This is a genomic window from Telluria sp. GW821-FHT07G12 (assembly GCF_059418525.1).
Genome location: NZ_JBWKQA010000002.1, coordinates 855,603 through 879,884 on the forward strand (window position 1 = coordinate 855,603; position 24,282 = coordinate 879,884).

Below are 24,282 nucleotides of genomic sequence, written 5' to 3' on the forward strand. Positions count from 1 at the left end.
GTCGCCATGCCAAAAAATAAGCGCCCAGCCCCCCGCAAACCCGCGAAACCGGCGGCGGAGGCAGACCACGAGGCGCTGGCCCAGAACCTGGTCGATCTCGCGCTCGAGATCACCGAGGCCGACCCCGAGGACGTGCAGGCGGCTGCACGCCGCCCCCAGAACGAGCAGGACCTGCTGACCCTGGTCCGCCGTTCGCTGCGCCGCAACCATGACGAGGTGCTCTACAGCGCCATCGAAGCCGCGCGCTACACCGATCCCGAGTGCTGCCGCTACCTGCAGGAGCACATCGAGGAAGAGGCCGCGACCCTGCACCTGCGCGACGAGGACGGCGCCGAGCTGGAGATCGACGCCTTCATGATCCCGCTGTTCGTCAGCAGCCAGGGTGGCCTGAAGGCGGAAGAGGTATTCCAGGACGATGCCGCCTTCGAGGAACTGAGCGACAGCTTCCGCCATGCCGGCCTGGCCAGCGCCGACAGCCGCGTGGTGCTGGTGCGTTACCTGTACGACCTCGACGAGGTCGACCACATCGGCTACAGCGGCCTGCAGCAGATGCTGAAGGAAGCCGCGGCCTCGATGCGCAGCAAGAAGCTGGTCGCTGCGCCGGCCATCGAAGCCAGCATGCGCGGCTGGCACGCCAGCGGCTACAGCCCGGACGACGAAGCGATGGAGCTGCGCTTCCTGCTCGGCTTCTCGCTCAAGCACGCCGACGATCCCTTCTACAAGGTGCCGAAGGACGAGGCGGGCGCCGATGCCTACTTTGAAGGCCGCCTGGCACGCTACCGCATGTGGGCCGGCACCATCCAGCCGTTGCTGGCGCGCAGCCTGGCGCCCTCGAACCCGGCGGACATCGAGCTGAACTTCCTCTACCAGGACCTGTTCTACGGCGCCAAGGGGCAGGGCGTGGCCGAGCTGGGCATGCTGGCCACCCTTTCCGAGGTCAACGCCCGCCTGGAAGAGCTGGATGTCGCGCCCGAGCGCATCAAGGCCGTGGTGGCGCCGGTCGACCTGGTCGACCATGCGGCGCTGCGCATCAACCTGTATCCGCTGGACGGCGGCGCGCCGCTGGCCTCGATCGACAAGCCGCTCGACCTGGCGGCCGACCTCGAAACCGAGATGGAGGACTTGTGCGACGGCCTAGGCACGGTCGGGCTGGACGGGATTCTGGTGGCGCGCGGCTTCGACGCCGGCGGGCAGCCGGAGGGCGCCGAGGCTTACCTGAGCGATTAAGGCCCGGCTCCCGGTGCACCTGTTTAGTGCGGGGAAACGACGTTTAGTGCGCCGTATCCCCGCAAATCACCGTTTCCTTCCCCGTAAACACGTTTTTCAGCCCCTTCCGTTCTCCATTTAACACCCCGCGCACGCTTGAGTGCACGATGTTTTTTCGTCGGGTTTTTTCCTGATTAATCGTAGGACTAAACCTACATTTTTGACTGACAGTCACAAGTTCCCTAGGGGCGCAGGGGCCGCCTTGGCCGGTTTTGTTTCTTGTTTTCAATATTGCAATTTGCAAACGAAAATCTTGAGAATTTTGCATGTTACGATTCTCGGGTCCGGCACCCCGGAAACCGGCGCGTCCAAGCGCACAAGCCAGTTACCGGCCGGCTGAATTCCAGATTAACTAGAACGCCCCAAGGCGAAAGGAACTTGTAAAATGCCAACCCTTATCGTGTTTTGCCACCTGCGTTGGGACTTTGTCTTTCAGCGTCCCCAGCACCTGATGACTCGCCTGGCGGAACACTACCGAATCCTCATCGTCGAGGAGCCGGTCTATCACGAAGGGCAGGCACACCTGAAGAAGACGGCCGTCGCGCCGAACATTACGGTGTGCCAGCCGCATACCGCGATCCATGCTCCCGGCTTCCATGACGACCAGATCCCGACCCTGCAAACCCTGCTGGCGGACCTGCTGCCGGAAGGCGAGAAGCCGGTCGTCTGGTTCTACACCCCGATGGCCCTGCCGCTGCTGCAAAGCTTCGAGCCCTCGCTGGTCGTCTACGACTGCATGGACGAACTGGCCGCCTTCAAGAACCCGCCGAAGCAGCTGGTGCAGCGCGAAAGCGCACTGCTGAACATCGCCGACCTGTGCTTCACGGGCGGCCCGAGCCTGTACAACTCGAAGAAGGAGCGCCATGCCAACGCCCACTGCTTCTCGAGCAGCGTCGACGCCAAGCACTTCCAGAAAGCCCAGGACCGTTCGTACAGCCACCCGGACCAGGCCCACATCCCAGGTCCGCGCCTGGGCTTCTACGGCGTGATCGACGAGCGCTTCGACACGGAGCTGATCCGCGAGATGGCTGCCGCCCGCCCTGACTGGCAGATCGTGCTGGTCGGCCCGGTCGTCAAGATCGACCCGGCGCACCTGCCGCAAGCCGCCAACATCCATTACATGGGCCAGCGCACCTACGACGAACTGCCGAAGTTCCTGGCCGGCTGGGACGTCTGCCTGCTGCCGTTCGCGATGAACGAATCGACCAAGTTCATCTCGCCGACCAAGGTGCTGGAGTACATGGCAGCCGAGCTGCCGTCGGTGTCCACCCCGATCACCGACGTCAAGGTGCCTTATAGCCACGTCGTCGAGATCGCGGCAACCCCGGCCGAGTTCATCGCCGCCTGCGACCGCATGCTGGCCCTGAGCGACGAGCAGAAGGCCGATCTGGCGCAGCGCATGCGCACCGTCGTCGCCGGCACCTCGTGGGACAAGACCGCCAACGCCATGCACCAGCTGATCCAGACCACCGAGCCGGGCAACCGCGCCCAGCGCCTGAACGGCGACCTGGCCGACATCGCCGAAGCCGGCGGCAAGGTCAGCACCCTGCCGGTCAAGCAATCGGTAGCGCAGGCCGTCGCCATCGACGACGAGCCGAAGAAAGCCCAGGCCGCCGAATAAGCCGCCTGCGCGCCGCGCAAACCGCCCCGCAGCAATGCGTGGGCGGTTTTTTGCTTTTATGGCAAAATGCGCGGATGTCTATCCTGCACCGCCTGCCTTACGAGTGGCTGATCGGCCTGCGCTATACCCGCGCCGGCAAGCGCGCCAGCCGCAACCGCTTCCTCTCCTTCATTTCCCTGATCTCGGTGGCCGGGATCGCGCTCGGCGTCGCCGCGCTGATCGTCGTGCTGTCCGTGATGAACGGCTTCGAAAAGGAGGTCACGGCGCGCATGCTCTCGGTGCTGGCCCACGTCGAGGTGATGGCCGCCGACGGCTCGATGCCGGACTGGCGCACCATCCAGCAGCAGGCCTTGCGCAATCCCGAAATCGTCGCCGCCGCGCCCTTCGCCGAAGCGCAGGGCATGCTGCTGCGCGAAGACACCATGAAACCGGTGGTGATCCGCGGCGTGCTGCCCGAGGCCGAGGTCAAGGTGTCCGAGATCGCCCAGCAGACCCATGCCCGCAACCTGGCGGCGCTGCAGCCCGGCTCCGCCAACCTGGTGCTGGGCAGCGAACTGGCCCGCTCGCTCGACGTGAAGCCCGGCGACAAGGTGCGCCTGCTGGTCGCGGCTCCGGGCGCTTCCGCGCAGCCGGGCCAGATCTCGACCCGCCAGCAGGTCTTCACCGTGGCCGACGTCTTCGATTCCGGCAACTATCAGTTCGACTCGGCCCTGGCCTTCGTTCACGTGGCGGACGCCGAATCGCTGCAGGGCCTGAGCGCGCCGGTCGGCCTGCGCCTGCGCCTGGCCGACATGTACGCGGCGCCGAAGGTCGCGGTGGAGCTGGCGCGCGGCCTCGACCAGCGCTTCTTCGTGCGCGACTGGACCCGTGTGAATTCGACCTGGTTCGCCGCCGTGCAGTCACAGAAGCGCATGATGTTCGTAATCCTGACCATGATCATCGCGGTGGCCGCGTTCAACCTCGTTTCCACGCTGGTGATGACGGTGCGCGACAAGCAGGCCGACATCGCCATCCTGCGCACCCTGGGCGCCTCGCCGCGCTCGATCATGCGCATCTTCGTGATCCAGGGGACCCTGGTTGGCGTGCTGGGCACCCTGCTGGGCGTGGCCTTCGGCGTGCTGGTCGCGCTCAACGTGGACCATATCGTGCCCGCCATCGAGCACCTGTTCGGCGTGCAGTTCCTGGCCAAGGACATCTACCTGATCAGCGAGGTGCCGAGCGACCTGCGCTGGGGCGACGTCGGGCGCATCGGCGGGGTGGCGGTGCTGCTGGCCTTCGTGGCGACCCTGTATCCGAGCTGGTCGGCGGCGCGCCTGCAACCGGCGGCGGCCCTGCGCTATGAGTAATGGGTGAGAATTAGCGTATCTTTCGAGGTTTCTGGCTGTTAAGCTTTGCAGTTCGTAATCAATACTGCAAGGATCCGCCGGATGCGCCGCTTTCTTACCCGTACCGTTCTCGCCACCGCCATCGCCACCGCTCTGTTGGTCCCCGGCGTTTCCAGCGCCGCCTTCGACCCGAGCGCCGTGGTCCCGACCGGCCCCGAGGTCAAGATCGGCAAGCTGCCGAACGGCCTGACCTATTACATTCGCCAGAACAAGAATCCCTCTCGCCGGCTCGAGCTGCGCCTGGTGGTCAAGGCCGGCTCCATACTCGAAGACGAAGACCAGCGCGGACTGGCGCACTTCGCCGAGCACATGGCCTTCAATGGCTCGACCCACTTCAAGAAGCACGAGCTGGTGTCTTACCTGCAGTCGATCGGCGTGAAGTTCGGCGCCGACCTGAACGCCTACACCTCCTTCGACGAGACGGTCTACATCCTGCCGGTACCGACCGACAAGCCGGAGCACATCGCCACAGCCTTCACCATCCTCGAGGACTGGGCGCACGGCATCGCCTTCGAGGACGCCGCCATCGACCAGGAGCGCAGCATCATCCTCGAGGAGTCGCGCACCCGCAAGGGCGTCGGCGAGCGCATCAACAAGGTCCTGCTGCCCAAGGTGTTCGGCGGCTCGCTGTATGCCGAGCGCCTCCCGATCGGCAGGGACGAAGTGATCCGCAGCTTCAAGCCGGAAGCCCTGCGCCGCTTCTACCGCGACTGGTACCGCCCGGAGCTGATGGCCGTGGTGGCGGTCGGCGACGTGGCGCCGGAAGAACTCGAAAAACAGATCAAGGCGCATTTCGGGCCGCTGGAGAACCCGGCCTCGCCGCGTCCGCGCAACTATGTCGACATCAAGCCGCTGCCCGCGACCGAGGCATTGGCCGTGACCGACCGCGAGATGCCGATCAACGAGGTGACGGTGCGCTATCCGGTCAGCGACACGCCGGACCGCAGCACCTACGGCGCCTACCGCGTGCGCCTGCTCGAGCGCCTGACCGGGGCCATGCTGTCGCAGCGGCTGGTCGAGGTATCGCAGCAGCCGAATCCGCCCTTCCTGGGCGCGAGCAGCGGCCTGGGCCAGCTGACGCCGCGCTACCGCGCCTACCAGATGCGCGCCACGCTGGGCGCCGGCGGTTCCGCGCCGGCACTGGCCGCGGTGCTGCAGGAACAGCAGCGCGCGCGCCAGCACGGCTTCGGCGAGGCCGAACTGGACCGGGCGCGCAAGAGCCTGCAGCGCAGCCACGAGCGCGGCTACAACGAGCGCAACAACACCTCGTCCGCCAGCTATGTGGCCGAATACCTGCGCAACTTCCTGGCCGGCGAGCCGCTGCCGGGCGCAGAAGCAGAGCACCGCATCGTGCAGGAGCTGCTGCCGGCCATCACTCTCGACGAGGTGAACGCTTTCGCGCGCGGCTTCATCCCCGGCGATACCAACAAGCTGGTGGTTTACGTCGGCACCGATGCCGTGCCGGCACCGAGCTCGGCGCAGCTGCTGGCGCAGGTCGCGGCCGGCGAGAAGGCAAGCGTTGCCGCCCGCGACGAAAAGGCGCTGGCGAGCCGCCTGATGGACGCACCGGCGAAGCCCGGCAGCATCGTCGCCGAAAGCGAGGACAAGTCGCTCGGCATCACGCGCCTGACGTTCTCGAACGGCGTCAAGGCCATCCTCAAGCCGACTACCTTCCAGCAGGACCAGGTGGTGCTGACCGCGCGCCGCTTCGGCGGCCAGAACCTGTTCGACGAGAAGGACCTGGTCAATGCCCGCCACGCTGCCCAACTGGTGGCGGCCATGGGCCTGAAGGACTTTACGCCCCTCGAGCTGCGCAAGATGCTGGCCGGCCGCAACGCCAACGTCGGCACCAGCATGGGCGCCGACTACGAGGAGATCAGCGGCGGCGCCGGCAATGGGCCCGAGGAACTCGAGACCATGCTGCAGCTGCTGTGGCTGCGCTTCGACGGCGTGCGCCGCGACGAGGGCCTGTACAAATCCTACCTGGCCAAGGAAGAGGAGGCGCTGCGCCACCGCGACGCCACCCCGCAGGCCCGCTACGGCGACGTGCTGGTCGACACCCTGTACGCCAAACACCCCTACGAGCCGCGCGCCACCGTGCTGGCCGATTTGAAGTCGGTGGACCTGGACCGCAGCATCGCGCTGTACCGCCAGCGCTTCTCCAGCGCCAAGGGCTTTACCTTCGTCCTCGCGGGGAATTTCGACGTGGCGAAGATCAAGCCGCTGCTCGCTGCCTACCTGGGCAGCTTGCCGGCGGCGGACCTGCCGGTGGCCTACCGCGACGTCGGCCTGCGCTACGCCAGCGGCGTCGTCAAGCGCGAGGTGAAGGCGGGCTCCGAGCCGAAGAGCAATGTGACGCTCGCCTTCACCGGCCCGGCCACCTGGTCGCCGGAGGAGGCCCTGCGCCTGGACGCCCTGGTCGAGATCATGAACCTGCGCATTATCGACGTGCTGCGCGAGAAGCTAGGCCTGATCTACAGCGGCCGCATGTCGGGCGGTATCGTGCGTACGCCATATGAGCACTACCGCATCGGCACCTCGCTGCCGACCGGGCCGGACCAGGTCGAGCGCATGACGGCGGCGCTGTTCGCCGAGATCGAGCGGATCAAGAAAGAGGGGCCGGACCCGGCCGACCTCGACAAGGTCAAGAAGAACTGGAGCATCAGCTGGCAGCGCAACCTGCGCAACAACGCCTGGTGGGCGTCCGCGCTGGGCAGTTCGGAACTCTATGGCACCGACCCGCACCGCTACCTCGACCAGATGCAGCGCGTGGCAAAGATCACGCCCGAGGATGTTCAGCTGGCGGCGCAGCGCTACTTCAACACCGGGAATTATGTGCAGGTGGTGCTGAATCCGGAGGATGCGAAGCCGGCGGTGGCGCAGGCGCCTCGCTGATTCATACCTCGATAATGAGCTCCGGCCGGAAGGCCGCCTGCTCGCCCTTGCTGGCATAGCCGAGCGGGTTGGCGACCACGCGGCAGGTCCGGCGCACGCCGCCGGCCTCGCCTTCGACCAGGTAATCGTTGGCGCAGTGCAGATGGCCGTGCATCCACAGGTCCGCATACGGGATCATGTCGTCCATGCTGTTGCAGAAGCCGGCCGTGCCGGGCGACACGCCGTAGCGCGGGTCGGCGCTGCGCAGGCTGGGTGCGTAATGGGTCACGGCCACCGTCGGCCCGTCGAAAGCCTCCGTCAATGCCGCCCGCAGCCAGTCCTGGCAACTTAAGGACATCTCGCGCTGGCCCTCCGCGAGGATAGGCTCGCCCTTGCGGAATGTGGTGTTCTTGGCCAGGTAGTAGTTGGCAGCCCGGAAGGCCTTGCCGCGCGCCTGCAGCTGCTTCGCGAGCTCCGATTCCTGGCCGGCGACGGCATCGAAATCGGCCCACAGGGTGCTGCCGATGAAGCGCACGCCGTCGATGATCAGCGTTCTCCGGTCCAGCCATTCGATGCCCAGATGCGCGCACACGCGCTGCAGGCGCTCGTAGGCGTCCTCGTATTCGAGGCTGTCGAATTCGTGGTTGCCGGGGACGTAGAGCACGCGCGCGGCGTGCCCGGTGCGCTGCGGGGAAAAGCGGGCCAGGCCGAAGTCCTCGTCCTGCAGGCGCGAGCGGGCCTGGTAGGAGCCGATGTCGCCGGCCAGCACGACCACGTCGGTGCCGGCGTGGAGGAGGGGTTCGAAGCCGGGATCGCGCTCGAGGTGCAGGTCCGAAAAAAGCTGAATTCGCATGATCGGACCAGTATAGCCGCTACGCGCGCCCCACGCCGGCAAGAAACCGGACGCGGGGCTGAACCAAACCGCGATCAGGCCAGCGGGTCGATGGCGAAAGCCGGCATGCGCGCGTTCTGCTGCGCGGCCTCGAGGAACTTGTCGGCGGTGGTGAGCGCCTCGTTGATGGTGACGTCCATGTCGAGGTAGCGGTAGGTGCCCAGACGGCCGACGAAGGTCACGTTGTCTTCCTGCTTGGCCAGGTTGACGTAGCGCTCCAGCTGCGCCTTCTCGCGCGCCTGGCGGATCGGGTAGTAGGGCACGTCCTTTTCCTCGCACTGGCGGCTGTATTCCTTGTACATGATCGAGCCTTCGTGCTGCTCCCACGGCGAGAAGTGCTTGTGCTCGGTGATGCGGGTGTAGGGCTGGGCGTTGTCGCAGTAGTTGATGACGGCATTGCCCTGATAGTCGCCTTGTGCGCGGAAGACTTCGAAGTCCAGCGTGCGGTAGGGCAGGCGGCCTTCCATATGCTTGAACCAGGAGTCGATCGGGCCGCTGTAGAACACGTGGTCGTAGTCGACCTTCGAATCCGGATCGAACTTCGTGTTCAGGTGCACGGTCACGCCTGGCGTGTCCAGGATGCGCTCCACCAGCACCGTGTAGCCGTCCTTCGGCATGCCTTGGTACTTGTGGTTGAAGTAGTTGTCGTCGTAGTTGAAGCGCACCGGCAGGCGTTTCAGGATGCTTGCCGGCAGTTCGCTCGGCTGCAGGCCCCACTGCTTGATGGTGTAGGTCTTGAAGAAGGCTTCGTAGAGCTCACGGCCGACGAAGCGCAGCGCCTGTTCCTCGAAGGTGGTCGGGTTCTCGATCGACTTGTCGCCGAGGCCCTGCAGGAACTCCTGGGCTTCGGCCGGGCGGAAGGTCTTGCCGAAGAACTGGTTGATGGTCAGGAGGTTGATCGGCAGGGTGTAGACGGCGTTGTTGGTAATGGCCTTCACGCGGTTCACGTAGGGCATGAACTCCATGTAGCGGTTCACGAATTCCCAGGAGCGCTCGATGTCCGTGTGGAAGATGTGAGGACCGTAGACGTGGACCATGACCCCGGTTTCAGGGTCGCGCTCCGAGTGGCAATTGCCCGCCACGTGGGGGCGGGATTCGAACACGTCGACCTTGTAGCCCGCCTGAGCGAGCTGGTTGGCAATCACGGCTCCCGAGAATCCTGCGCCGACGATGGCGATATTTTTTTTCATCTGTTTTATCCCGAAGTTGAGTTGAATCTGTACGCTTGCGGACATCGCAAGACCTGAGGCTTGGTACTGGATAAGAACATGAGTGTGACGAACACGACAGCATGCGCAGCCGGCCAGGCGCGACGTCGATCGCATGGGGGGCATGCGGCGTGGCTTTGGCGCGGCGTTCAATATCGTGCCAAAAATATATCATCGATCAGCTGTTCGGCATCGCACAATTGGATGCGCCGGCAATCGTCAATACATTGGGCGTTGGGGCGGGAATCGCTGTGATGCGACACAGCAAATGAGGGGGAGAACAAAACTGCCGGCATGGAGCCGGCAGTGCGCAGAGGAGTCAGGCGCGTCGGAAATCAGCGCTTGTCGTTCCTTTGGTTCAGGGAATTCTGGCTTTGCGAGCCGACGCGGTTGCCCATATCTTCGTCGCTCAGCTGGTCTTCGTTCTGCAATTCGCTTTGGCGGCTGCCTCGCTGGGTGCCGCTTTGCATATTTCCGCCCAGCTCATCATCCTGCAGACTGCCCTGCCGCTGGCCTTGCTGGCCAACTTGTTGGCCACCGCGCTGTTGGTCATCCGGCTGGATGTCGCTTTGCTGGCTGCCAGTGCGCTGGCCGCTTTGCTGGCTGCCTTGCTGGCCGATGTTTTGCTTGCTGCGATTGCTATCCTGTTGGTTGTTCTGTGCCATGATCATTCGCCTCCATGAATGGTTGCTATGCGATCCTCAACGTGAGGAAGTAAGTTCATTCTATGCTCGCTGCATAGATGCCGGTATAGGACGGGCCATGGCCGCCATGTAGGATGAGTCCGGCGACATGCGCGGCAACTAAATTTTTTCTAATGACGCCAGTTGCGTGCGCTCGCGCCGGGCCCGCCCTGGGCCAGCCCCGGCGGCGGATCGGCCAGCTTGACGATCGACAGCGGATGCGCGAAGCGGATGCCTTCCTGCTCGAAGCGCCGGTAGATCTCCAGGAAGATGTCCTGCTGCGCGTCCATGTGCAGGATGTAGTCCGGGCTGCGGAAGTGGTAGACCACCTCGAAGTTCAGCGACCACTCGCCGAACATGAAGAAATGGGCACGCTCGAAATCGATGTTCGGCTTGGCGGCGATGATGTCGCGGATGATGCGCGGGATCCGGCACAGCAGCTCCTCGCTGGTGCCGTAGGCGACCCGCAGCACGAAGGCCACGCGGCGCGTCTCCATCCGCTTGTGGTTGTGGATGCGGCTCTTGAGCAGGTCGCCGTTCGAGAACACCACCTGCTCGCCGCCCAGGCCGCGCACCCGGGTTGTCTTCAGGCCGATGTGCTCGACGGAGCCGAGGACGTCACCGACGATGATGAAATCGCCGATCTCGAAGGGTTTATCCAGCGTGATCGACAGCGAGGCAAACAGGTCGCCGAGGATGTTCTGCACCGCCAGCGCCACCGCGATGCCGCCCACGCCCAGGCTGGCCACCAGCGCCGTGATGTTGACGCCGAAGTTATCGAGCACCATCAGGAACACGATCACCCATAGCGTGAGCCGCAGGCTGAAGCCGAGGATGGCGCTGGAATTGCGGCGCGCGCCGTCCTGGCCCTGGCGCAGCTGGTCGCGCCAGGCGCGCAGGCCGACGTCGCCCCACACCGCCACCTGCATCAGCAGCGCCGCCACCGCCACGCGCGACACGAACAGCTCGCGCGCCCGTCCCAGCTCGAGGAAGGTGCTGCCGAAGTAGATGCCGAAGGCGACGATGAACAGCAGGTAGGTCCGGGACAGCATGGTCACCACCAGGTCGTCGAGCCGGGTCTCGGTGGCGGCGGAGTTGGCGGCCAGGCGGCGCAGCACGATCGAGCGGACGAAGGCCATCGCCGCCGTCGCCAGCACGGCGACCGCCAGGGCGATCGCCCAGTCTTCGAGGGAATTGCCAAGGAAGGAAAACCGGCGCAGAGGCGCCAGGAAGGGGAAACTCATCAACGGACTCCAGTTCGGTGCAACAGCTCCGTACTAGTTTGGAGGCGCCCCGCGCGAAGGTGCGCACAATTGACTTTCAGCAGCATGAAGCATACATTGCCTTAATTGCATCATCCTGTGCACCTCGCCGTCCGCCCCGCATGGCCACCGACCACACCTGCATCCTCCTCGTCGACGACCAGACCGCCAATCTCGCGGTGCTCCAGGCCACGCTGGCCGGGCTGGCCGACGAACTGGTGTCGGTGACTTCCGGCGAGGCGGCCCTGCGCGAGGTGCTGGCGCGCGACTTCGCAGTGGTGCTGCTGGACGTGCGCATGCCGACCATGAACGGCTTCGAACTGGCCGAGCTGATTCGCCAGCACCCGCGCACCCAGGCCTTGCCGATCATCTTCCTCACCGCCGGCGATGCCGAGGAATTCCCGATCGAGCGCGCGTATGCGCTGGGCGCGGTCGACTACATGACCAAGCCTTTCAACACCACGGTGCTGCGGGCCAAGACCGGCGTCTTCATCGAGTTGTACCGCAAGCGCGCCCAGCTCGCGCGCATCGAGGAAGAGCGCCACCGCGCCGCCATCAGGAGCCGCGACGAGCAGCTGGCGCGCAGCGAGCGCGCCGCCCAGGCGGTGCGCGACCAGCTGGTGCGCGAGCTGCAGGCCGCCACCGACCGCATGCGCGACATCTTCCACCGGGCCCCAGCCCTGATGTGCGTGATGGTCGGCCCGGCGCACGTGGTCGAGATGGCCAACCAGCGCTTCATCGAACTCGCCGCCGGCCGCATGCTCGATGGGCTGCCGCTGCGCGTCGCCATGCCGGAGCTGGAGGGGCAGGACTTCGTCGAGCTGATCGAACGCGTGTACCGCGGCGGCGAGGCGGTCGACGCCAGCAATGCGCGCCTGATGCTGCGCGCACCGCCGCCGCGCGCGGGGCTGGACGAGCACTTCCTGGACTTCGTCTGCATGCCGCTGCGCGAGCCGGACGGCAGCATCTCCGGCGTGCTGCTGCATGGCGTCGACGTCACCGAGCGCACCCGCGCGAATGCCCTCGCGGTGGGCCAGCGCGGGGCCCTGGAACTGGCCGTCACCGACGCGCCGCTGGGCGACGTGCTGGACGTGCTGGCGCGCACCGCCGAAGATGTCAGCGGCGGCGCCGCGCTGGCCTCGGTGCAGCTGGTGTCGGGCGACGGCCTGACCCTGCGCCACGCCGCCGCGCCTTCGCTGCCGCTCGAATTCCAGCTGGCGCTCGACGCGGTGCGGCTCGGGCCCCTGGCCGGGTCGGCGGGCAGCGCCGCCTGGCGCGCCGAGGCGGTCGCCAGCCCGGACATCGCCACCGATCCGCTGTGGACCGGCCAGCGCGAACTGGCCCTGGCGCACGGCCTGCGCGGCTGCCGTGCGCTGCCCATCCTGGCGCCGTCCGGGGCCGTGCTCGGCGCCTTCAGCCTGTACTACCGCGACGCCGGCCACCTGGCGCCGCAGGAGGAAGCCGCGCTGGCCCTGCTGGCCAACACCGCCTCGCTGGTGATCGGCCAGCGCCACGAAGCTGCCGAGCGCCAGGCCGCCGAGCACCGCTCGCGCGCGATCCTGGAAAGCATGAGCGAAGGCTTCATCGCCCTCGACGCCGGCTGGCGCATCACCTATGCCAACGGCGCGGCCGAAGACCTGACGCGGCGGCGCCGCGAAGACCTCGTCGGCGGCCAGTTCTGGGACCTGTTCCCGGAACTGCGCGGCAGCAGCAAGGCGCCGCTGCTGCGCCGCAGCGCGCTGGAGCGCAGCCGCAGCCGGATGGAGGTCTACGACGAGTCGCAGGCGCGCTGGTTCGAGATCAACTCCTTCCCGATGGAGGCCGACGGTATCGCCCTGTACTTCCGCGACGAGACCGACCGCCGCCGCGCGGAGGAGGGCGTGCGCCGCCTGGCGGCCGTGGCCGAGCAGTCTTCGGACTTCATCGGCATCTTCACGCCCGACGCCGGCGGCATCTACCTGAACCCGGCCGGGCGCCGCCTGGCCGGCCTGAGCGACGACACGAATATCGCCGCCTGGCGCATGCTGGACTTCTTCCCGCGCGAGGACCGCGCCTTCGTGCGCGACCACATGATGGCGGCCCTGACCGGCGCTCCCGCCGAATGGGAGGGCGAGCTGCGCCTGGCCCAGCCGCAGGGGCGCGAACCGATCCCGGTCTACTTCAAGGGCTTCGCGGTGCGCGATGCGAACGGCCAGAATATCGGCCTGGCCACCATCACGCGCGACATCACTGCGCAAAAGAATGCCGAGGACGAGCTGCGCCGGGTCGCCGCCGACCTCTCGGAAGCGGATCACCGCAAGAGCGAATTCCTGGCCACGCTGGCGCATGAGCTGCGCAACCCGCTGGCGCCGATCCGCACCGGCCTCGATCTGCTGCGCATGGCGCCGGGCGATTCGCAGACGGCCGGCCGCATCCACGGCATGATGGACCGCCAGCTGGGCCATCTGATCCACCTGGTCGACGACCTGCTCGACATCGCCCGCATCACGCGCGGCAAGATCGAACTGAAAAAGGAGCCGGTGCTGCTGCGCTCCATCGTCGCCACCGCCGTCGAGACCAGCACTGCGCTGATCGAGGCCAACCGCCACACCCTGACGGTGGAGCTGGCGCCGGAGCCGCTGGAACTGGAGGCGGACGTGACGCGCATGGTGCAGGTGCTGTCCAACCTGCTCAACAACGCCGCCAAGTACACGCCGGCCGGCGGCCGGATCGTCTTGTCGGCCTGGCGCGAGGACGGCCACGCGGTGGTCTCGGTGGCCGACAGCGGCGTCGGCATTCCGCAGGAGAGCATCGGCTCGGTGTTCGAGATGTTTACCCAGGTGCGCGGCAGCCTCGACCGGGCCCAGGGCGGCCTGGGCATCGGCCTGTCGCTGGTGCGGCGCCTGGTGGAGCTGCACGGCGGCCGCGTGAGCGCCTTCAGCGGCGGCCCCGGCCAGGGTTCGACCTTCACGCTGCGCCTTCCGCTGCGGCCGGGCACGCCGCATGCGCTGGCGGCGCCGGGCGAGGAAGGGGTGGCTGAGGCGGACGGCGCCGGCGGTCCGCTGCGGGTGCTGGTGGTCGACGACAACCAGGACGCGGCCGACAGCCTGATGGCCTTGCTGGAAATCCTCGGCCACACCACCATAGTGGCGCACGACGGCGTCGGCGGCCTCGAAGCCGCGCGCGAATTCGTGCCCGACCTGGTATTCCTCGACATCGGCCTGCCCGGCATGAGCGGCCACGACGTCGCGCGCGAGATCCGCCGCACGGCGGCGCTGCGCCAGGTGGTGCTGATCGCGCTGACCGGCTGGGGCTCGCAGAGCGACCAGCGGCTGTCGCAGGAAGCCGGCTTCGACCAGCATCTGATCAAGCCGGTCAGTCTGGAGGCGCTGGAGCAGGCGCTCGCAGCCGCCGCGCGGAGCCTGCCATGAGCAAGGCCGGTAAACCACGCGACGTCTCCTGCGGCACCCTGGTGGTCGACGGCGCCGGGCGTCTGCTGATCTGCCACGTGACCGGCACCGCCAAGTGGGACATCCCCAAGGGTTTGCTGGATCCGGGCGAGGACACGCTGGCCGCCGCGATGCGCGAACTGTACGAAGAAGCCGGCCTGGCCTTCGACGCCGCTCGCTTCGTGGACCTGGGCCGCTACGAATACCGGCGCGACAAGTGCCTGCACCTGTACAAGGTCGAGGTGGGTGAGGACCTGCCGGACCTCGGCCACCTGGTATGCCGCAGCTTCTTCCCGCATCACGTGACCGGCAAGCCGACGCCCGAGACGGACGGCTTCCGCTGGGCCACCCGCGACGAGGTCGCGAAGCTGTGCTGGCCGCGCATGGCCGAACGGCTGCTGTCGCTGGACTGGTGACGCCGCACCGCTGACGCGGGCGTAGCGCCGTGCGCGCCGCTTGCCGGCTTGGCGGTAGGATGGCGACCCAGGAGGAAACATCATGAGCAATGGAACCGAGACCGGCTTTGACACTGCCGCCATCATGGGCGGCCTGTACGGAGACGGCATCATCGCCTGCAAGGGCGCGTTCACGAAAGAGTGGGTGGCGCGGCTGAAGGAAGACATCGAGACCCTGTTCGCCGAGGCCCGCGCGCGGCCCGGCGGCGCCCTCGAACGCGGCCCCGCCCGCTATTACGTAGAGGTGCATCCGGAGCGCATCCGCGGTTTCGTCGACCTGGTCACGCATCCGTGGGTGAAGGCGGTCTGCCGCGCCGTGCTGGGGCCGGACTACAAGGTGGTCGAAGCCGGCTTCGACATTCCCTTCCCGGGCGCCATGCATCAGCCCTGGCACCGCGACTTCCCGGCGCCGGAAGCGACCCTGGTCGGACGGCGCCTGAATTCGCTGGCCTTCAATCTCACGACCGTCGACGTGACCGAGGAGATCGGCCCCTTCGAAATCGCGCCCGGCACCCAGTGGGACGACCTGGCGGGCGGCGACCTGATGTTTCCGGACAAGGCCCTGTATCCGCGCTACGAGGCGCGCGCCCAGCGCAAGCTGCCGCAGGTCGGCGACATCTCGGCGCGCTCGGCGCTCACCATCCACCGCGGCACCGCCAACCGCTCACAGCTGTCGCGCCCGGTGTTCGTGCTGGGCGTGGACGCGCCGGACGCGCGCAACGCCGAGAAGCACGACCTGCAGGTGACGCAGGCCTATTGGGACGGCCTGCCGGAAGAGGTGCGGGCCCACCTGACCTGCCGGGTGGTGGGCTCGCTGGAAGACATCTACCAGGCCCACACGATCGAGGGCCTGCGCATGGGAGTTACTCCCGGTCCGGCTTGAGGGATTCGGCCAGCGCCTCGGAGGCGATGCCTTTCGGCGGCTTGCCGACGCGGCGCGCGGTATCGGACTGCTGGTCCATGTTCACTTCCTCGGCCACCTCGAAGCGGCCGTCGGTGGTGTTGTCGGCGTCGCCCGCCGGCAGCAGGTCTTCGGAGCGCCCGTTCTGTTCCTGGGCCGGGGTTTCGCGCTGCTGGTTCTGCTGGCCCTGCTGGTTCTGGTTCTGCTGGTTTGCCATCGCTTTCTCCTTTGCTCGAATCGTCAGCCGATTATGGCGCAGGGGGAAGGGCGCGGGCGCACGCTTTCAGTCTTTCGGCTTTTTCCGCTCCGGCAGGTTCTTTTCCAGGATGGCCCAGAGGATCAGGCCGTAGGCCAGCAGGCGGATCAGGTAATGCAGCGGCGAGTCTTCGTTGTCCTGGTAGCTGAGGGCCGAGTACACGCGGTGCGCGCCCTCGATGCCGAAGGACAGCGCGAAATACAGGAAGAAGCGGTCGCGCGTGTTACGCCAGAAGCGCAGGAAGAAGAGTGCAATGACGGTGGAGGCCATGGCGATGGCGCCGGTAAGCATATCGGTCACGTTCATTCCTTCTCGTAGATCAGGCCGTACAACAGCAGCAGCATCGACACCAGCGCCGCGATCAGGCGGACCGGCAGCAGGTTGATCTCGGGGTCGGGGAAGACGATCTTGTCGAGCACCAGGAACAGGTTATTCACCGTCATCGCCACGAAGGACCAGCCGCTCCAGAACAGCAGGCGGTAGCCGCTGCGCCGGTAACTGGCCAGCAGCAGCCAGGCGCAGGCCAGGGAGGTCAGGGTGCACAGCGAATAAATGGTAAACGCCACTTAGGAATCCTTTCGCCATTTGAAGGCGTCAGCGAAATGCTGGGCCTTGCGGTCGAGGGAAGAATGGATGAGATGGGTGACTTCGACCAGGTGGGTCGAGTAGAGGTCGGCCAGGCGGTCGATCCGTTCGCGCAGCACATCCTCGCGCGGATGATAGCAATAGGCGCCGGCGCCGGCATCCGACGAGGGCGCGGCCATGCCTGCGCGGCACAGCTCGGCCAGCAGTCCTTCGGCGATCTTGTCGCGCACGTAGAGGCGGCGCGCGAGGGTATCGCGGCTCCAGCACTGTCCCGGATCGGCCCGCATCAACAAAAGGGCTTCCAGGAAAGGCACCGACGGAATGCTGGTCAGCACGAAGCGCCGGACATCCTCGGGAATGGAGAAATTATCCATTGCCACTATGTTTGCTCAAATGCACTTTAGCTTTTGGAAAGGACGGATTCTATATCATTCCAATTGGAAATGCGCTTTTCTATCGTGCGCGGGCTTTGTCTCATGCTATGAGGGTGCGCAAAGACTACTCGGCTACAATGGCGGCACGATTGATCTTTGTATATCACCATGCTTCAGAAGCTGTTCGCTCCACTTGTATTATTGTCCAGTTTGCTCGCCCTGGGGGCCTGCGACCGGCATGCCGCGCAGTCGACGCGGCCCAACCTGCCGATCGCCGACGCGCCGCCCGCCGCCGCGCCGCGCAGCGCGGAATCCTGCGCCGACCATTATCTCGAGGGCCGCGCACCGCAGATCCTGAATCCCAAGCTCGCGCCGGCGACCAAGGAACTCTGCTTCAACGTGTTTACCGTGATGCATTCGGGGGTGACGCGCACGCCGCTGTGGTCGGCCGAGCACCTGGAGGCGCATGAAGTGGCCTCGGCGCAGCAGCTGAGCCGCGAAAATTCCTTCCACGCCGAAAGCCGCCTGCCGTCCGGCCAGCGCGCCGAACTCGCCGATTACGCGCGCAGCGGCTTCGACCGCGGCCACATGGCGCCGAACGGCGACATGCCCGACCGCGACAGTCAGCGCGACAGCTTCAGCCTGGCGAACATCGTGCCCCAGGACGGCGAGAACAACCGCCACCTGTGGGCCGGCATCGAGGGCGTGGTGCGCAAGATGGCGAAGAAGGAAGGCGACCTGTACGTGGTGACGGGGCCCGCTTTCCTGGGCAGCAATCTGCGCAAGGTCGGCCAGGTGCTGGTGCCGACCCACTTGTATAAACTGGTGTACAGTCCCCGCCAGAAAGCCGGCGCCGCGTGGTTCGTCGAGAACACCGCGGACGCGAAGGCCAACGTGATCCCGATTCCCGAACTCGAACGCATCATCGGCATCAATCTGCTGCCCGCCCTCAGCGAGGAAGAGAAGGAGCGTGTGCTGAAGCTGCCGAACATCCGCCAGAAGAAGGGCGACAGGAGTAGCCAATGACCGACAAGCACGACACCAAGGGATTCGTCCCCTATGCCAACGAAGCCGACGTGATCGAGATCGGCCGCCTGATGCTGGAAAACCGCCTCGACCGCATCACGATTTCCGGCGACGTCGATCTCACCGCCGACAAGCAGGGCCTGGAAGCGGCGCGGCGGCTGCATGCGCTGCTGGGGCAGGTCGTGGCCAGTCTCGAAGGCAAGGACTTGCCTGACCGGCTGCCACCACCGCAGGTCGAGACGGTCGACAACCCCTTTGCCTGAGCACCTCGCTTACGCACATTGACGGGCCGCAAGGCCCGTTTTTGTTTTTGGATTGTCTACGTTTGTAGAGAGTCAATGGTGCGCGGGTTCCTTACTCTTTTGGGGTAACCTCGATTGCTCTAGCGTCGCGATATCAAGGAGATGAACCGTGCCAATTGACCCAGTGCAACCAAACGGACAGGACCGCCAGGAGGAGCTGACGATACCCGTGATCCGCGAGGAAGTGCAGGTCGACAAGCGGATCATCGACACCGGTCGCGGCGTGCGTATCCACAAGACAGTCGCCGAGCTTCCCTGCCATATCGACGAACGCCTGTTGCGCGACGAGGTCGAGGTCAGCCACGTCCCGGTGGACCGCATCGTCCCGCTGGACGCTGCGCCCGCCACGCGCTATGAAGGCGAAACGCTGGTGGTGCCCATCCTGGAGGAAGTGCTCGTGGTCGAACGCCGCGTGCGCATCAAGGAGGAAGTCCGCATCACCCGTACCCGGCGCGAGGAGCACCACGCGGAAACCGTCATGCTCAAGTCCGAGCAGGTCAGCGTGGAGCGCTTCGAGGAGCCCGGCGACCACCCATCTGAATGACCCACCAATCGGAGGATCCATCATGCAACATACTCTAGTAGCGGTTTTCGACAACCGTAGCGACGCCCAGAATGCGATGGACGAGCTGCTGGCATCGGGCTTCACCCGCACCGACGTCAACGTCTCGAGCGCCGACCCGACCGGCCAGACCGACAGCCTGACCGGCACCACCGTCCACACCAGCGAAGTGCACGAGGAAGGCATCGCCGCCCAGATCAAGCACTTCTTCACCGGCCTGTTCGGCTCCGACAACGACGTCCACGCTTCCCGCTATTCGGACGTGGTCAGCCGCGGCCATCACGTGCTGACCCTGGTCACCCAGTCCGAGCCGGAAGTCGAGCGCGCCGCCGACGTCATCGAACGCTTCGGCCCGGTCGACCTCGACGAGCGCCACGATCTGACCGGCTCGGCCAGCTCGCTGGATCCGGCCATGCTGGCGGCCGGCGCCAGCTCGGGCAGCGGGCTGCAGAAATCGTCCTCGATGTCGCAGCAGTCGGGCGCCGGCTCGGCTTCCTACGGCAGCGGTTCGCTGAGCGGCGAAACCGGCGAGCGCAATTCCTTCGCCACCCAGGACCTGAACGATCCGGTGCCGAAGGGGCAGACCTACCAGGAGCCGATGGGCGGCACGATGCGTGCCGGCGATTCGCTGCAGGCCGGCGGCTCGCAGGACACGAACATCGGCGGCAACACGCTCGACACCTCCACCGGCCGCACGCTGCAGAGCGACTCGCCGCTGAAGGGCAGCTCCTCGCTGCAAGGCTCGAGCGACGCCTCGCTGGGCGGCACCATCCAGACCGGCTCGATGCAGCGCGACATGGGTGAGATGCTCAACGAGCAGCGCACGACCGCCATCCCGGTGGTGCAGGAAGACCTGAAGGTCGGCAAGCGCGAAGTCCAGCGCGGCGGCGTGCGCGTGTTCTCGCGCGTGGTCGAAACCCCGGTCAACGAAAGCGTCAACCTGCGCGAAGAGCACGTGAGCGTGGAGCGCCGCCCGGTCGACCAGCCTATCTCCAGCGCCGATTCCAGCGCCTTCAAGGAGCAGTCGATCGAGCTGCGCGAAAAGGCCGAGGAAGCCGTGGTGCAGAAGACCGCCCGCGTGGTGGAGGAAGTCCGCGTCGGCAAGGAAGTCAGCCAGCGCCAGGAAAACATCAAGGACTCCGTGCGCCACACCGAGGTGCAGGTGGAATCGCTGGGCGCGCGGGATGACGACAGCTACTTCCGCAACGACTGGCAGACCAACTACTCGAGCCTGGGCGGCAGCTACGACGAGTACGCGCCGGCCTACCAGTACGGCAGCCAGATGCGCAGCGATGCGCGCTACCAGAACCGCAACTGGGACGACGTCGAATCCGACCTGCGCAGCGACTGGGACACCCGCTATGGCAAGGGTGGCGCGTCCACCTGGGAAAAGATGAAGGCAGCAATCCGCCGCGGCTGGGACAAGATCACCCCGGACAGCGATTCGGACGACTCCTACTACCGCAGCCACTGGACCAGCAACTACTCATCGCTGGGCGACAGCTACGACGACTACGATCCGGCCTACCGCTACGGCACCCAGATGCGCAGCGATACGCGCTACCAGGGCCGTAACTGGGACGACGTCGAGTCCGACCTGCGCAGCGACTGGGACACCCGCTACAGCAAGGGCGGCGTCTCGACCTGGGAGAAGATGAAGGCCGCGGTGCGCCACGGCTGGAACAAAGTGGTTCACTGACACGCGCTGCAGTGAGATGAAGAACGCCGGCCTCGGCCGGCGTTTTTCTTGTGTTTCGTCAGTGGCCAAAATCCAACTGAACTTAGGGCGCATTGACCGGCCTTCCACGCAAGCATACGATCGACAATCTGCCACCAACAATTGGAGGTCGTATGGCTTTTCTGGAAGGATGCAGCTGCCGGGTGTGGGCAATCGACGGCTGGGTGAATGACGCCATCTCGAACGCGGTGAATAATCAGATCGCGGACGTGGGCACCGGACTGATGGTGAACGATTTCGTCGGCACCCACGACGCCAAGCTCGCGCAGTTCAAGCGCTGCCGGATCTCCGCCCAGGTGGCCGTCCCCTGTGTCATCTACGGCGAATTCGAGTACCAGGACGATGTCACGCCGACCCACATGTGGCTCGAATACGGCCCCTATATCTACGACACCATTCCGGGCGCGCCGCTGCGCCGCAAGGTGGCGACGCCGCAATCGCGGAGACACCCGCCCAGCGCCTACCTGTACGAACCGGAACAGGTAGGCAGCGCGCTGTGGTATCTGACGACGGCCCATCTGAACGTCCTGCAAAGGGCCGTGTGGGTGAACGACGAATTCATGCCCTGACGGCCCGGGGCGCGGGCCTTACTGCGCGAAGGCCTGCGCCGCCGGCGTGATCTTCACCGCCTCCGGACGAAGTCCCAGCTTCATCGCACCGATGGCCTTGTCCTCGTCGAGCAGCGCTTGCGGCTTGGTCGCATCGTAGCTGATCGGCGAGAACGCATCGCCGAGCAGCTTGTCCTTCAGGCCGGCCGCATCCTTGGTAATGAAGACCACCGACAGGTTCTGCGCCGATAAATGCTTGCGCATCGCCGCATTGACGTCGGCCGCCGTCAGTTTCGAGAGGCCGTCGCGCATCATCTTCGTGAATTCCGGCGTGCGGTACCACTGCGAATCCAGCGCGTAGCCGAGCTGGGCGTCCTGGGTGGCGGTCATCACGAACACGTTCTTCATCAGGTAGTCGCGGGTGGCGGCGAACTGTTCCTCGGTCAGGCCCTTGTCGATCAGCTTGCCGAGTTCGGTCAGCGCGATGCGCAGCGCCATGTGGGCGTTCTGGGGCGCCACCGGACGGATCCAGACTTCGAAGATCTGCGACTTGCGGCCCAGGTTCGGGTTCGGGAAGAAGCCGAACATCCCGCGTGGGAAGGCTTCGATGTAGGCGTAGTCACCGTAGTTCATGCCGCGCAGTTCGCGGATGCGCTGGTACAGGTAGGAGTTCGAGGCGCGGTGCTCGCCCAGCCAGGTCTTGGCCAGCCACAGGGCCGGGAAGTCCGGGTGGGCGCGGTTGACTTCGATCGGCATGCCGAAGGAGATTGCGGTCGCGCGGGTGTTCTTTTCGATGATCTCGACTTCCAGGCCCTGCGCCTTGCGGCCCTGCGGCGCGGCAATGCGCGGCAGACCGGCGCCTTCCGGCAGTCCGGCCAGGCGGGTCTTCAGCTGGGCCGCCATCTCCGGGCTGAGGTCGCCGGAAATGCCCAAGTGCAGCGCGCCCTGCGCATAGGCGTGGCGGTAGAAGTTCTTGACGTCGTCCAGCGTGATCGAGTCGATTCCCTTCACGGTGCCGAGAACCGGATGGCCATAAGGCGTACCGGCGAAGATGTTGGCCTGCAGGCGCTCCTTGCCGAACTCTTCCTCGTTATTGTCCTTCAGGTCCAGCACCAGGGCGTTCTTCTGCGCGTCCTTCAGGCGGCGGAAGTCGTCCTCGCGGAAGCCCGGCGTGAGCAGCTGGGGCAGGGCGATGTCGAGGAACTGGTTCCAGTTGTCCTTGTGGATGGTGCCGGTGAAGGTGGTCATTTCCTTGTCGGTCTGCTCACCGAAGCCGCCGGCGATCGGGAACAGGGCCTTGGTCACCTCGTCGTACTTACGCTCGGCCGAGCCGGCGCGCGCGATCATTGCGGCGGTCAGCGCCGCCAGGCCTTCCTTGCCGGCCGGGTCCTGGGCGGAGCCGGCTTCGAACAGCAGCTTGAAGCGGATCTGCGGCAGCGCCGTTTTCTGTACCAGCATGTCGAATTTCGCGTCGCCGGCCTTGGGCGCCATCTCGGCCAGCTTGGGCAGGGTCTCGATGCCGGCCGGGAGGGCGTCGTACGACAGCGTCGTGACCACCATCGAGGCGTCGACCAGGTATTTGCGGGCGGTGGCCTGCAGGTCGGCCGGCGTCAGGGTATCGATCAGCCGGTAGTAGCGGTTGATCGTGCCGAAGGAGCGGTCGTAGTGGACATAGGACGCCAGGGTGCTGGCGACGGTGTCCGTGTTGTCCAGGGTGCGGATCAGCCCATACTTTTCCGAGGACTGCGCGTCTTCCAGTGCCTGCTTCGTGACCGGAGTGTCGTGCAGTTTCGCGACCGTCTCGAGGATGGCATTGCGTACGTACAGCGCATCCTCCGGCTTTTTCACGCGCGCGCCGATGGTCACCAGCGAGGGGTCGACGCGGGCCGGCGTGTAGTCGAACAGCTGGTCGACCTTCTGCTCGTCCTGCACCAGGCGTTTATACAAGGGCGAGGTTCTGCCGAAGGACAGCGACAGCAGCATGGACAGCGCCGCCTGGTCCTTTTTCGTGTCCGAGAAGGCCGGCGCGCGGAAGGCGACCGTCACCAGCGGCAGGGTCGGGCTGGGCCAGTTCACGTGGCGGTACTGGGCGCCTTGCGGCGCCGGTTCGGCGGGCACCGCCACCTTGTAGGAACCGCGCTTCCAGCCGCTCCAGTACTTTTCGACCAGCGCGATCGCGCTCTTAGGCTCGACGTCGCCGGCGATGATGATGGTGGTGCGCTCCGGGCGGTACCAGCGGTCGAAGAAGGTCTTCGAATACTGGTACTGGTTGGGCATGTCCTCGATGTCCTTCAGGAAGCCCATCGTCGTGTGCTTGTACGTGTGGGTATTGAAAGCGGCGTCGCGCTGGACCTCGAACAGCTTCTGCATCGGGTTGGCGCTGTTCTTGTTGTATTCGCCCAGCACGGCGCGCGATTCGGTCTTGAAGGCGGCTTCCGAGTAGTCCAGGTGCTGGAAGCGGTCGGCCTCGACCTTCAGCACCGTCTCCAGGTCCTGCTTGGCGAAGGTCGTGTAGTAGTTGGTAAGGTCGTCGCTGGTGTAGGCGTTCTGGCGCGCGCCGGCCTTGGTGATGATGTCCTGGTACTTCTCGGGCGGGTAGGCTTTCGTCCCGCGGAACATCATGTGTTCGAAGAAGTGAGCGAAGCCGGACTTGCCCGGCTCGACTTCGTTGCGCGATCCGGTCTGCACCGGGATCGTCACCGACACCAGGTTCGGGAAGCCGGTCGGCACGACAATCACCTTCAGACCGTTGGGCAGCTGCTTTTCGGTGGCTTTGAAGGGCAGGACGTCGGCCGCGTAGGATGGCAGGGCCATGGGCAACGCCAGGGCGGCCAGCGGCGCATATTTGAACAACTTTGACACGCGATCTCCTCGGGAATGAATGCTGTGCGCGACAGCATAGTGGATTCCCAAGGA

General features: G+C 65.8%; 21 protein-coding genes. 12 read left to right on the forward strand and 9 right to left on the reverse strand.

The window, feature by feature from the left end; all coding sequences use genetic code 11:
* Positions 1-6 precede the first annotated feature (6 nt).
* From AC07PE_RS11795 to AC07PE_RS11810, 4 genes are all read left to right on the forward strand, one after another.
* Positions 7-1,227, forward strand: coding sequence for a hypothetical protein (locus tag AC07PE_RS11795; protein ID WP_498764458.1), 1,221 nt, complete (start codon positions 7-9; stop codon positions 1,225-1,227).
* 424 nt (positions 1,228-1,651) lie between these two features.
* The gene (locus AC07PE_RS11800) at positions 1,652-2,887 is read left to right on the forward strand and encodes a glycosyltransferase (RefSeq protein ID WP_498764460.1); all 1,236 of its coding nucleotides are present in this window, start codon (positions 1,652-1,654) and stop codon (positions 2,885-2,887) included.
* A gap of 74 nt (positions 2,888-2,961) precedes the next feature.
* Positions 2,962-4,233: a lipoprotein-releasing ABC transporter permease subunit gene (locus AC07PE_RS11805; protein ID WP_498764462.1), complete on the forward strand. Its 1,272-nt coding sequence runs from the start codon at positions 2,962-2,964 to the stop codon at positions 4,231-4,233.
* Between the two features lie 81 nt (positions 4,234-4,314).
* Positions 4,315-7,167 carry a M16 family metallopeptidase gene (locus AC07PE_RS11810; RefSeq protein ID WP_498764464.1) on the forward strand — a complete coding sequence of 951 codons (2,853 nt, stop codon included), beginning with the start codon at positions 4,315-4,317 and terminating at the stop codon, positions 7,165-7,167.
* Between the two features lies 1 nt (position 7,168).
* Here AC07PE_RS11810 and AC07PE_RS11815 read toward each other — a convergent pair whose 3' ends face one another.
* The 4 genes from AC07PE_RS11815 to AC07PE_RS11830 all read right to left on the reverse strand — a co-directional run bounded on the left by AC07PE_RS11815 (position 7,169) and on the right by AC07PE_RS11830 (position 11,173).
* Positions 7,169-7,999 (reverse strand): metallophosphoesterase, encoded by an 831-nt coding sequence (locus tag AC07PE_RS11815; RefSeq protein ID WP_498764466.1) that lies wholly within the window; start codon positions 7,997-7,999, stop codon positions 7,169-7,171.
* Positions 8,000-8,073: 74 nt separating this feature from the next.
* The gene (glf, locus tag AC07PE_RS11820; protein ID WP_498764467.1) at positions 8,074-9,228 is read right to left on the reverse strand and encodes a UDP-galactopyranose mutase; all 1,155 of its coding nucleotides are present in this window, start codon (positions 9,226-9,228) and stop codon (positions 8,074-8,076) included.
* A 353-nt stretch (positions 9,229-9,581) separates the two neighbouring features.
* Entirely contained in the window at positions 9,582-9,917 is a 336-nt protein-coding gene (locus AC07PE_RS11825; protein ID WP_498764469.1) for a hypothetical protein, read from the reverse strand.
* Positions 9,918-10,060: 143 nt separating this feature from the next.
* Entirely contained in the window at positions 10,061-11,173 is a 1,113-nt protein-coding gene (locus AC07PE_RS11830) for a mechanosensitive ion channel family protein (RefSeq protein WP_498764471.1), read from the reverse strand.
* A gap of 140 nt (positions 11,174-11,313) precedes the next feature.
* Between AC07PE_RS11830 and AC07PE_RS11835 the strand changes: the two genes are divergently transcribed.
* From AC07PE_RS11835 to AC07PE_RS11845, 3 genes are all read left to right on the forward strand, one after another.
* Positions 11,314-14,601: a response regulator gene (locus AC07PE_RS11835; RefSeq protein WP_498764473.1), complete on the forward strand. Its 3,288-nt coding sequence runs from the start codon at positions 11,314-11,316 to the stop codon at positions 14,599-14,601.
* A complete protein-coding gene (locus tag AC07PE_RS11840; RefSeq protein WP_498764475.1) occupies positions 14,598-15,035 on the forward strand; it encodes an NUDIX hydrolase in 438 nt (145 codons plus the stop codon). Before AC07PE_RS11835 ends, AC07PE_RS11840 begins: the two co-directional genes overlap by 4 nt.
* Positions 15,036-15,117: 82 nt before the next feature.
* A complete protein-coding gene (locus tag AC07PE_RS11845) occupies positions 15,118-15,957 on the forward strand; it encodes a phytanoyl-CoA dioxygenase family protein (RefSeq protein WP_498764477.1) in 840 nt (279 codons plus the stop codon).
* Here AC07PE_RS11845 and AC07PE_RS11850 read toward each other — a convergent pair.
* The 4 genes from AC07PE_RS11850 to AC07PE_RS11865 form a co-directional block, all read right to left on the reverse strand.
* On the reverse strand, positions 15,938-16,192 hold the full coding sequence (locus AC07PE_RS11850; protein WP_498764479.1) for a hypothetical protein: 255 nt from the start codon (positions 16,190-16,192) through the stop codon (positions 15,938-15,940). The genes AC07PE_RS11845 and AC07PE_RS11850 overlap by 20 nt on opposite strands.
* Before the next feature lie 66 nt (positions 16,193-16,258).
* Positions 16,259-16,522, reverse strand: a complete 264-nt coding sequence (locus tag AC07PE_RS11855; protein WP_498764778.1) for a DUF5985 family protein — start codon at positions 16,520-16,522, stop codon at positions 16,259-16,261.
* 11 nt (positions 16,523-16,533) lie between these two features.
* Complete coding sequence (locus tag AC07PE_RS11860) at positions 16,534-16,797, reverse strand: DUF5985 family protein (RefSeq protein ID WP_498764481.1); 264 nt, start codon at positions 16,795-16,797, stop codon at positions 16,534-16,536.
* Entirely contained in the window at positions 16,798-17,190 is a 393-nt protein-coding gene (locus tag AC07PE_RS11865) for a hypothetical protein (RefSeq protein ID WP_498764483.1), read from the reverse strand.
* A 201-nt stretch (positions 17,191-17,391) separates the two neighbouring features.
* Between AC07PE_RS11865 and AC07PE_RS11870 the strand changes: the two genes are divergently transcribed.
* The 5 genes from AC07PE_RS11870 to AC07PE_RS11890 all read left to right on the forward strand — a co-directional run bounded on the left by AC07PE_RS11870 (position 17,392) and on the right by AC07PE_RS11890 (position 21,387).
* Positions 17,392-18,216, forward strand: coding sequence for a DNA/RNA non-specific endonuclease (locus AC07PE_RS11870; protein WP_498764485.1), 825 nt, complete (start codon positions 17,392-17,394; stop codon positions 18,214-18,216).
* Positions 18,213-18,479 (forward strand): hypothetical protein, encoded by a 267-nt coding sequence (locus AC07PE_RS11875; protein ID WP_498764487.1) that lies wholly within the window; start codon positions 18,213-18,215, stop codon positions 18,477-18,479. Before AC07PE_RS11870 ends, AC07PE_RS11875 begins: the two co-directional genes overlap by 4 nt.
* Before the next feature lie 148 nt (positions 18,480-18,627).
* Positions 18,628-19,062 carry a YsnF/AvaK domain-containing protein gene (locus AC07PE_RS11880; protein ID WP_498764489.1) on the forward strand — a complete coding sequence of 145 codons (435 nt, stop codon included), beginning with the start codon at positions 18,628-18,630 and terminating at the stop codon, positions 19,060-19,062.
* 22 nt (positions 19,063-19,084) lie between these two features.
* On the forward strand, positions 19,085-20,779 hold the full coding sequence (locus AC07PE_RS11885; protein WP_498764491.1) for a DUF2382 domain-containing protein: 1,695 nt from the start codon (positions 19,085-19,087) through the stop codon (positions 20,777-20,779).
* Positions 20,780-20,931: 152 nt separating this feature from the next.
* On the forward strand, positions 20,932-21,387 hold the full coding sequence (locus AC07PE_RS11890) for a hypothetical protein (RefSeq protein WP_498764493.1): 456 nt from the start codon (positions 20,932-20,934) through the stop codon (positions 21,385-21,387).
* A gap of 18 nt (positions 21,388-21,405) precedes the next feature.
* Here AC07PE_RS11890 and AC07PE_RS11895 read toward each other — a convergent pair whose 3' ends face one another.
* Positions 21,406-24,228, reverse strand: coding sequence for a M16 family metallopeptidase (locus AC07PE_RS11895; protein ID WP_498764495.1), 2,823 nt, complete (start codon positions 24,226-24,228; stop codon positions 21,406-21,408).
* Positions 24,229-24,282 lie beyond the last annotated feature (54 nt).

Excerpts from the sequence above, each read along its gene's own strand:
- AC07PE_RS11795 (WP_498764458.1), top strand. The coding sequence starts at position 7 with ATGCCAAAAAATAAGCGCCCAGCCCCCCGCAAACCCGCGAAACCGGCG.
- AC07PE_RS11800 (WP_498764460.1), top strand. The coding sequence starts at position 1,652 with ATGCCAACCCTTATCGTGTTTTGCCACCTGCGTTGGGACTTTGTCTTT.
- AC07PE_RS11805 (WP_498764462.1), top strand. The coding sequence starts at position 2,962 with ATGTCTATCCTGCACCGCCTGCCTTACGAGTGGCTGATCGGCCTGCGC.
- AC07PE_RS11810 (WP_498764464.1), top strand. The coding sequence starts at position 4,315 with ATGCGCCGCTTTCTTACCCGTACCGTTCTCGCCACCGCCATCGCCACC.
- AC07PE_RS11815 (WP_498764466.1), bottom strand. The coding sequence starts at position 7,999 with ATGCGAATTCAGCTTTTTTCGGACCTGCACCTCGAGCGCGATCCCGGC.
- glf (WP_498764467.1), bottom strand. The coding sequence starts at position 9,228 with ATGAAAAAAAATATCGCCATCGTCGGCGCAGGATTCTCGGGAGCCGTG.
- AC07PE_RS11825 (WP_498764469.1), bottom strand. The coding sequence starts at position 9,917 with ATGATCATGGCACAGAACAACCAACAGGATAGCAATCGCAGCAAGCAA.
- AC07PE_RS11830 (WP_498764471.1), bottom strand. The coding sequence starts at position 11,173 with ATGAGTTTCCCCTTCCTGGCGCCTCTGCGCCGGTTTTCCTTCCTTGGC.
- AC07PE_RS11835 (WP_498764473.1), top strand. The coding sequence starts at position 11,314 with ATGGCCACCGACCACACCTGCATCCTCCTCGTCGACGACCAGACCGCC.
- AC07PE_RS11840 (WP_498764475.1), top strand. The coding sequence starts at position 14,598 with ATGAGCAAGGCCGGTAAACCACGCGACGTCTCCTGCGGCACCCTGGTG.
- AC07PE_RS11845 (WP_498764477.1), top strand. The coding sequence starts at position 15,118 with ATGAGCAATGGAACCGAGACCGGCTTTGACACTGCCGCCATCATGGGC.
- AC07PE_RS11850 (WP_498764479.1), bottom strand. The coding sequence starts at position 16,192 with ATGGCAAACCAGCAGAACCAGAACCAGCAGGGCCAGCAGAACCAGCAG.
- AC07PE_RS11855 (WP_498764778.1), bottom strand. The coding sequence starts at position 16,522 with ATGCTTACCGGCGCCATCGCCATGGCCTCCACCGTCATTGCACTCTTC.
- AC07PE_RS11865 (WP_498764483.1), bottom strand. The coding sequence starts at position 17,190 with ATGGATAATTTCTCCATTCCCGAGGATGTCCGGCGCTTCGTGCTGACC.
- AC07PE_RS11875 (WP_498764487.1), top strand. The coding sequence starts at position 18,213 with ATGACCGACAAGCACGACACCAAGGGATTCGTCCCCTATGCCAACGAA.
- AC07PE_RS11885 (WP_498764491.1), top strand. The coding sequence starts at position 19,085 with ATGCAACATACTCTAGTAGCGGTTTTCGACAACCGTAGCGACGCCCAG.
- AC07PE_RS11890 (WP_498764493.1), top strand. The coding sequence starts at position 20,932 with ATGGCTTTTCTGGAAGGATGCAGCTGCCGGGTGTGGGCAATCGACGGC.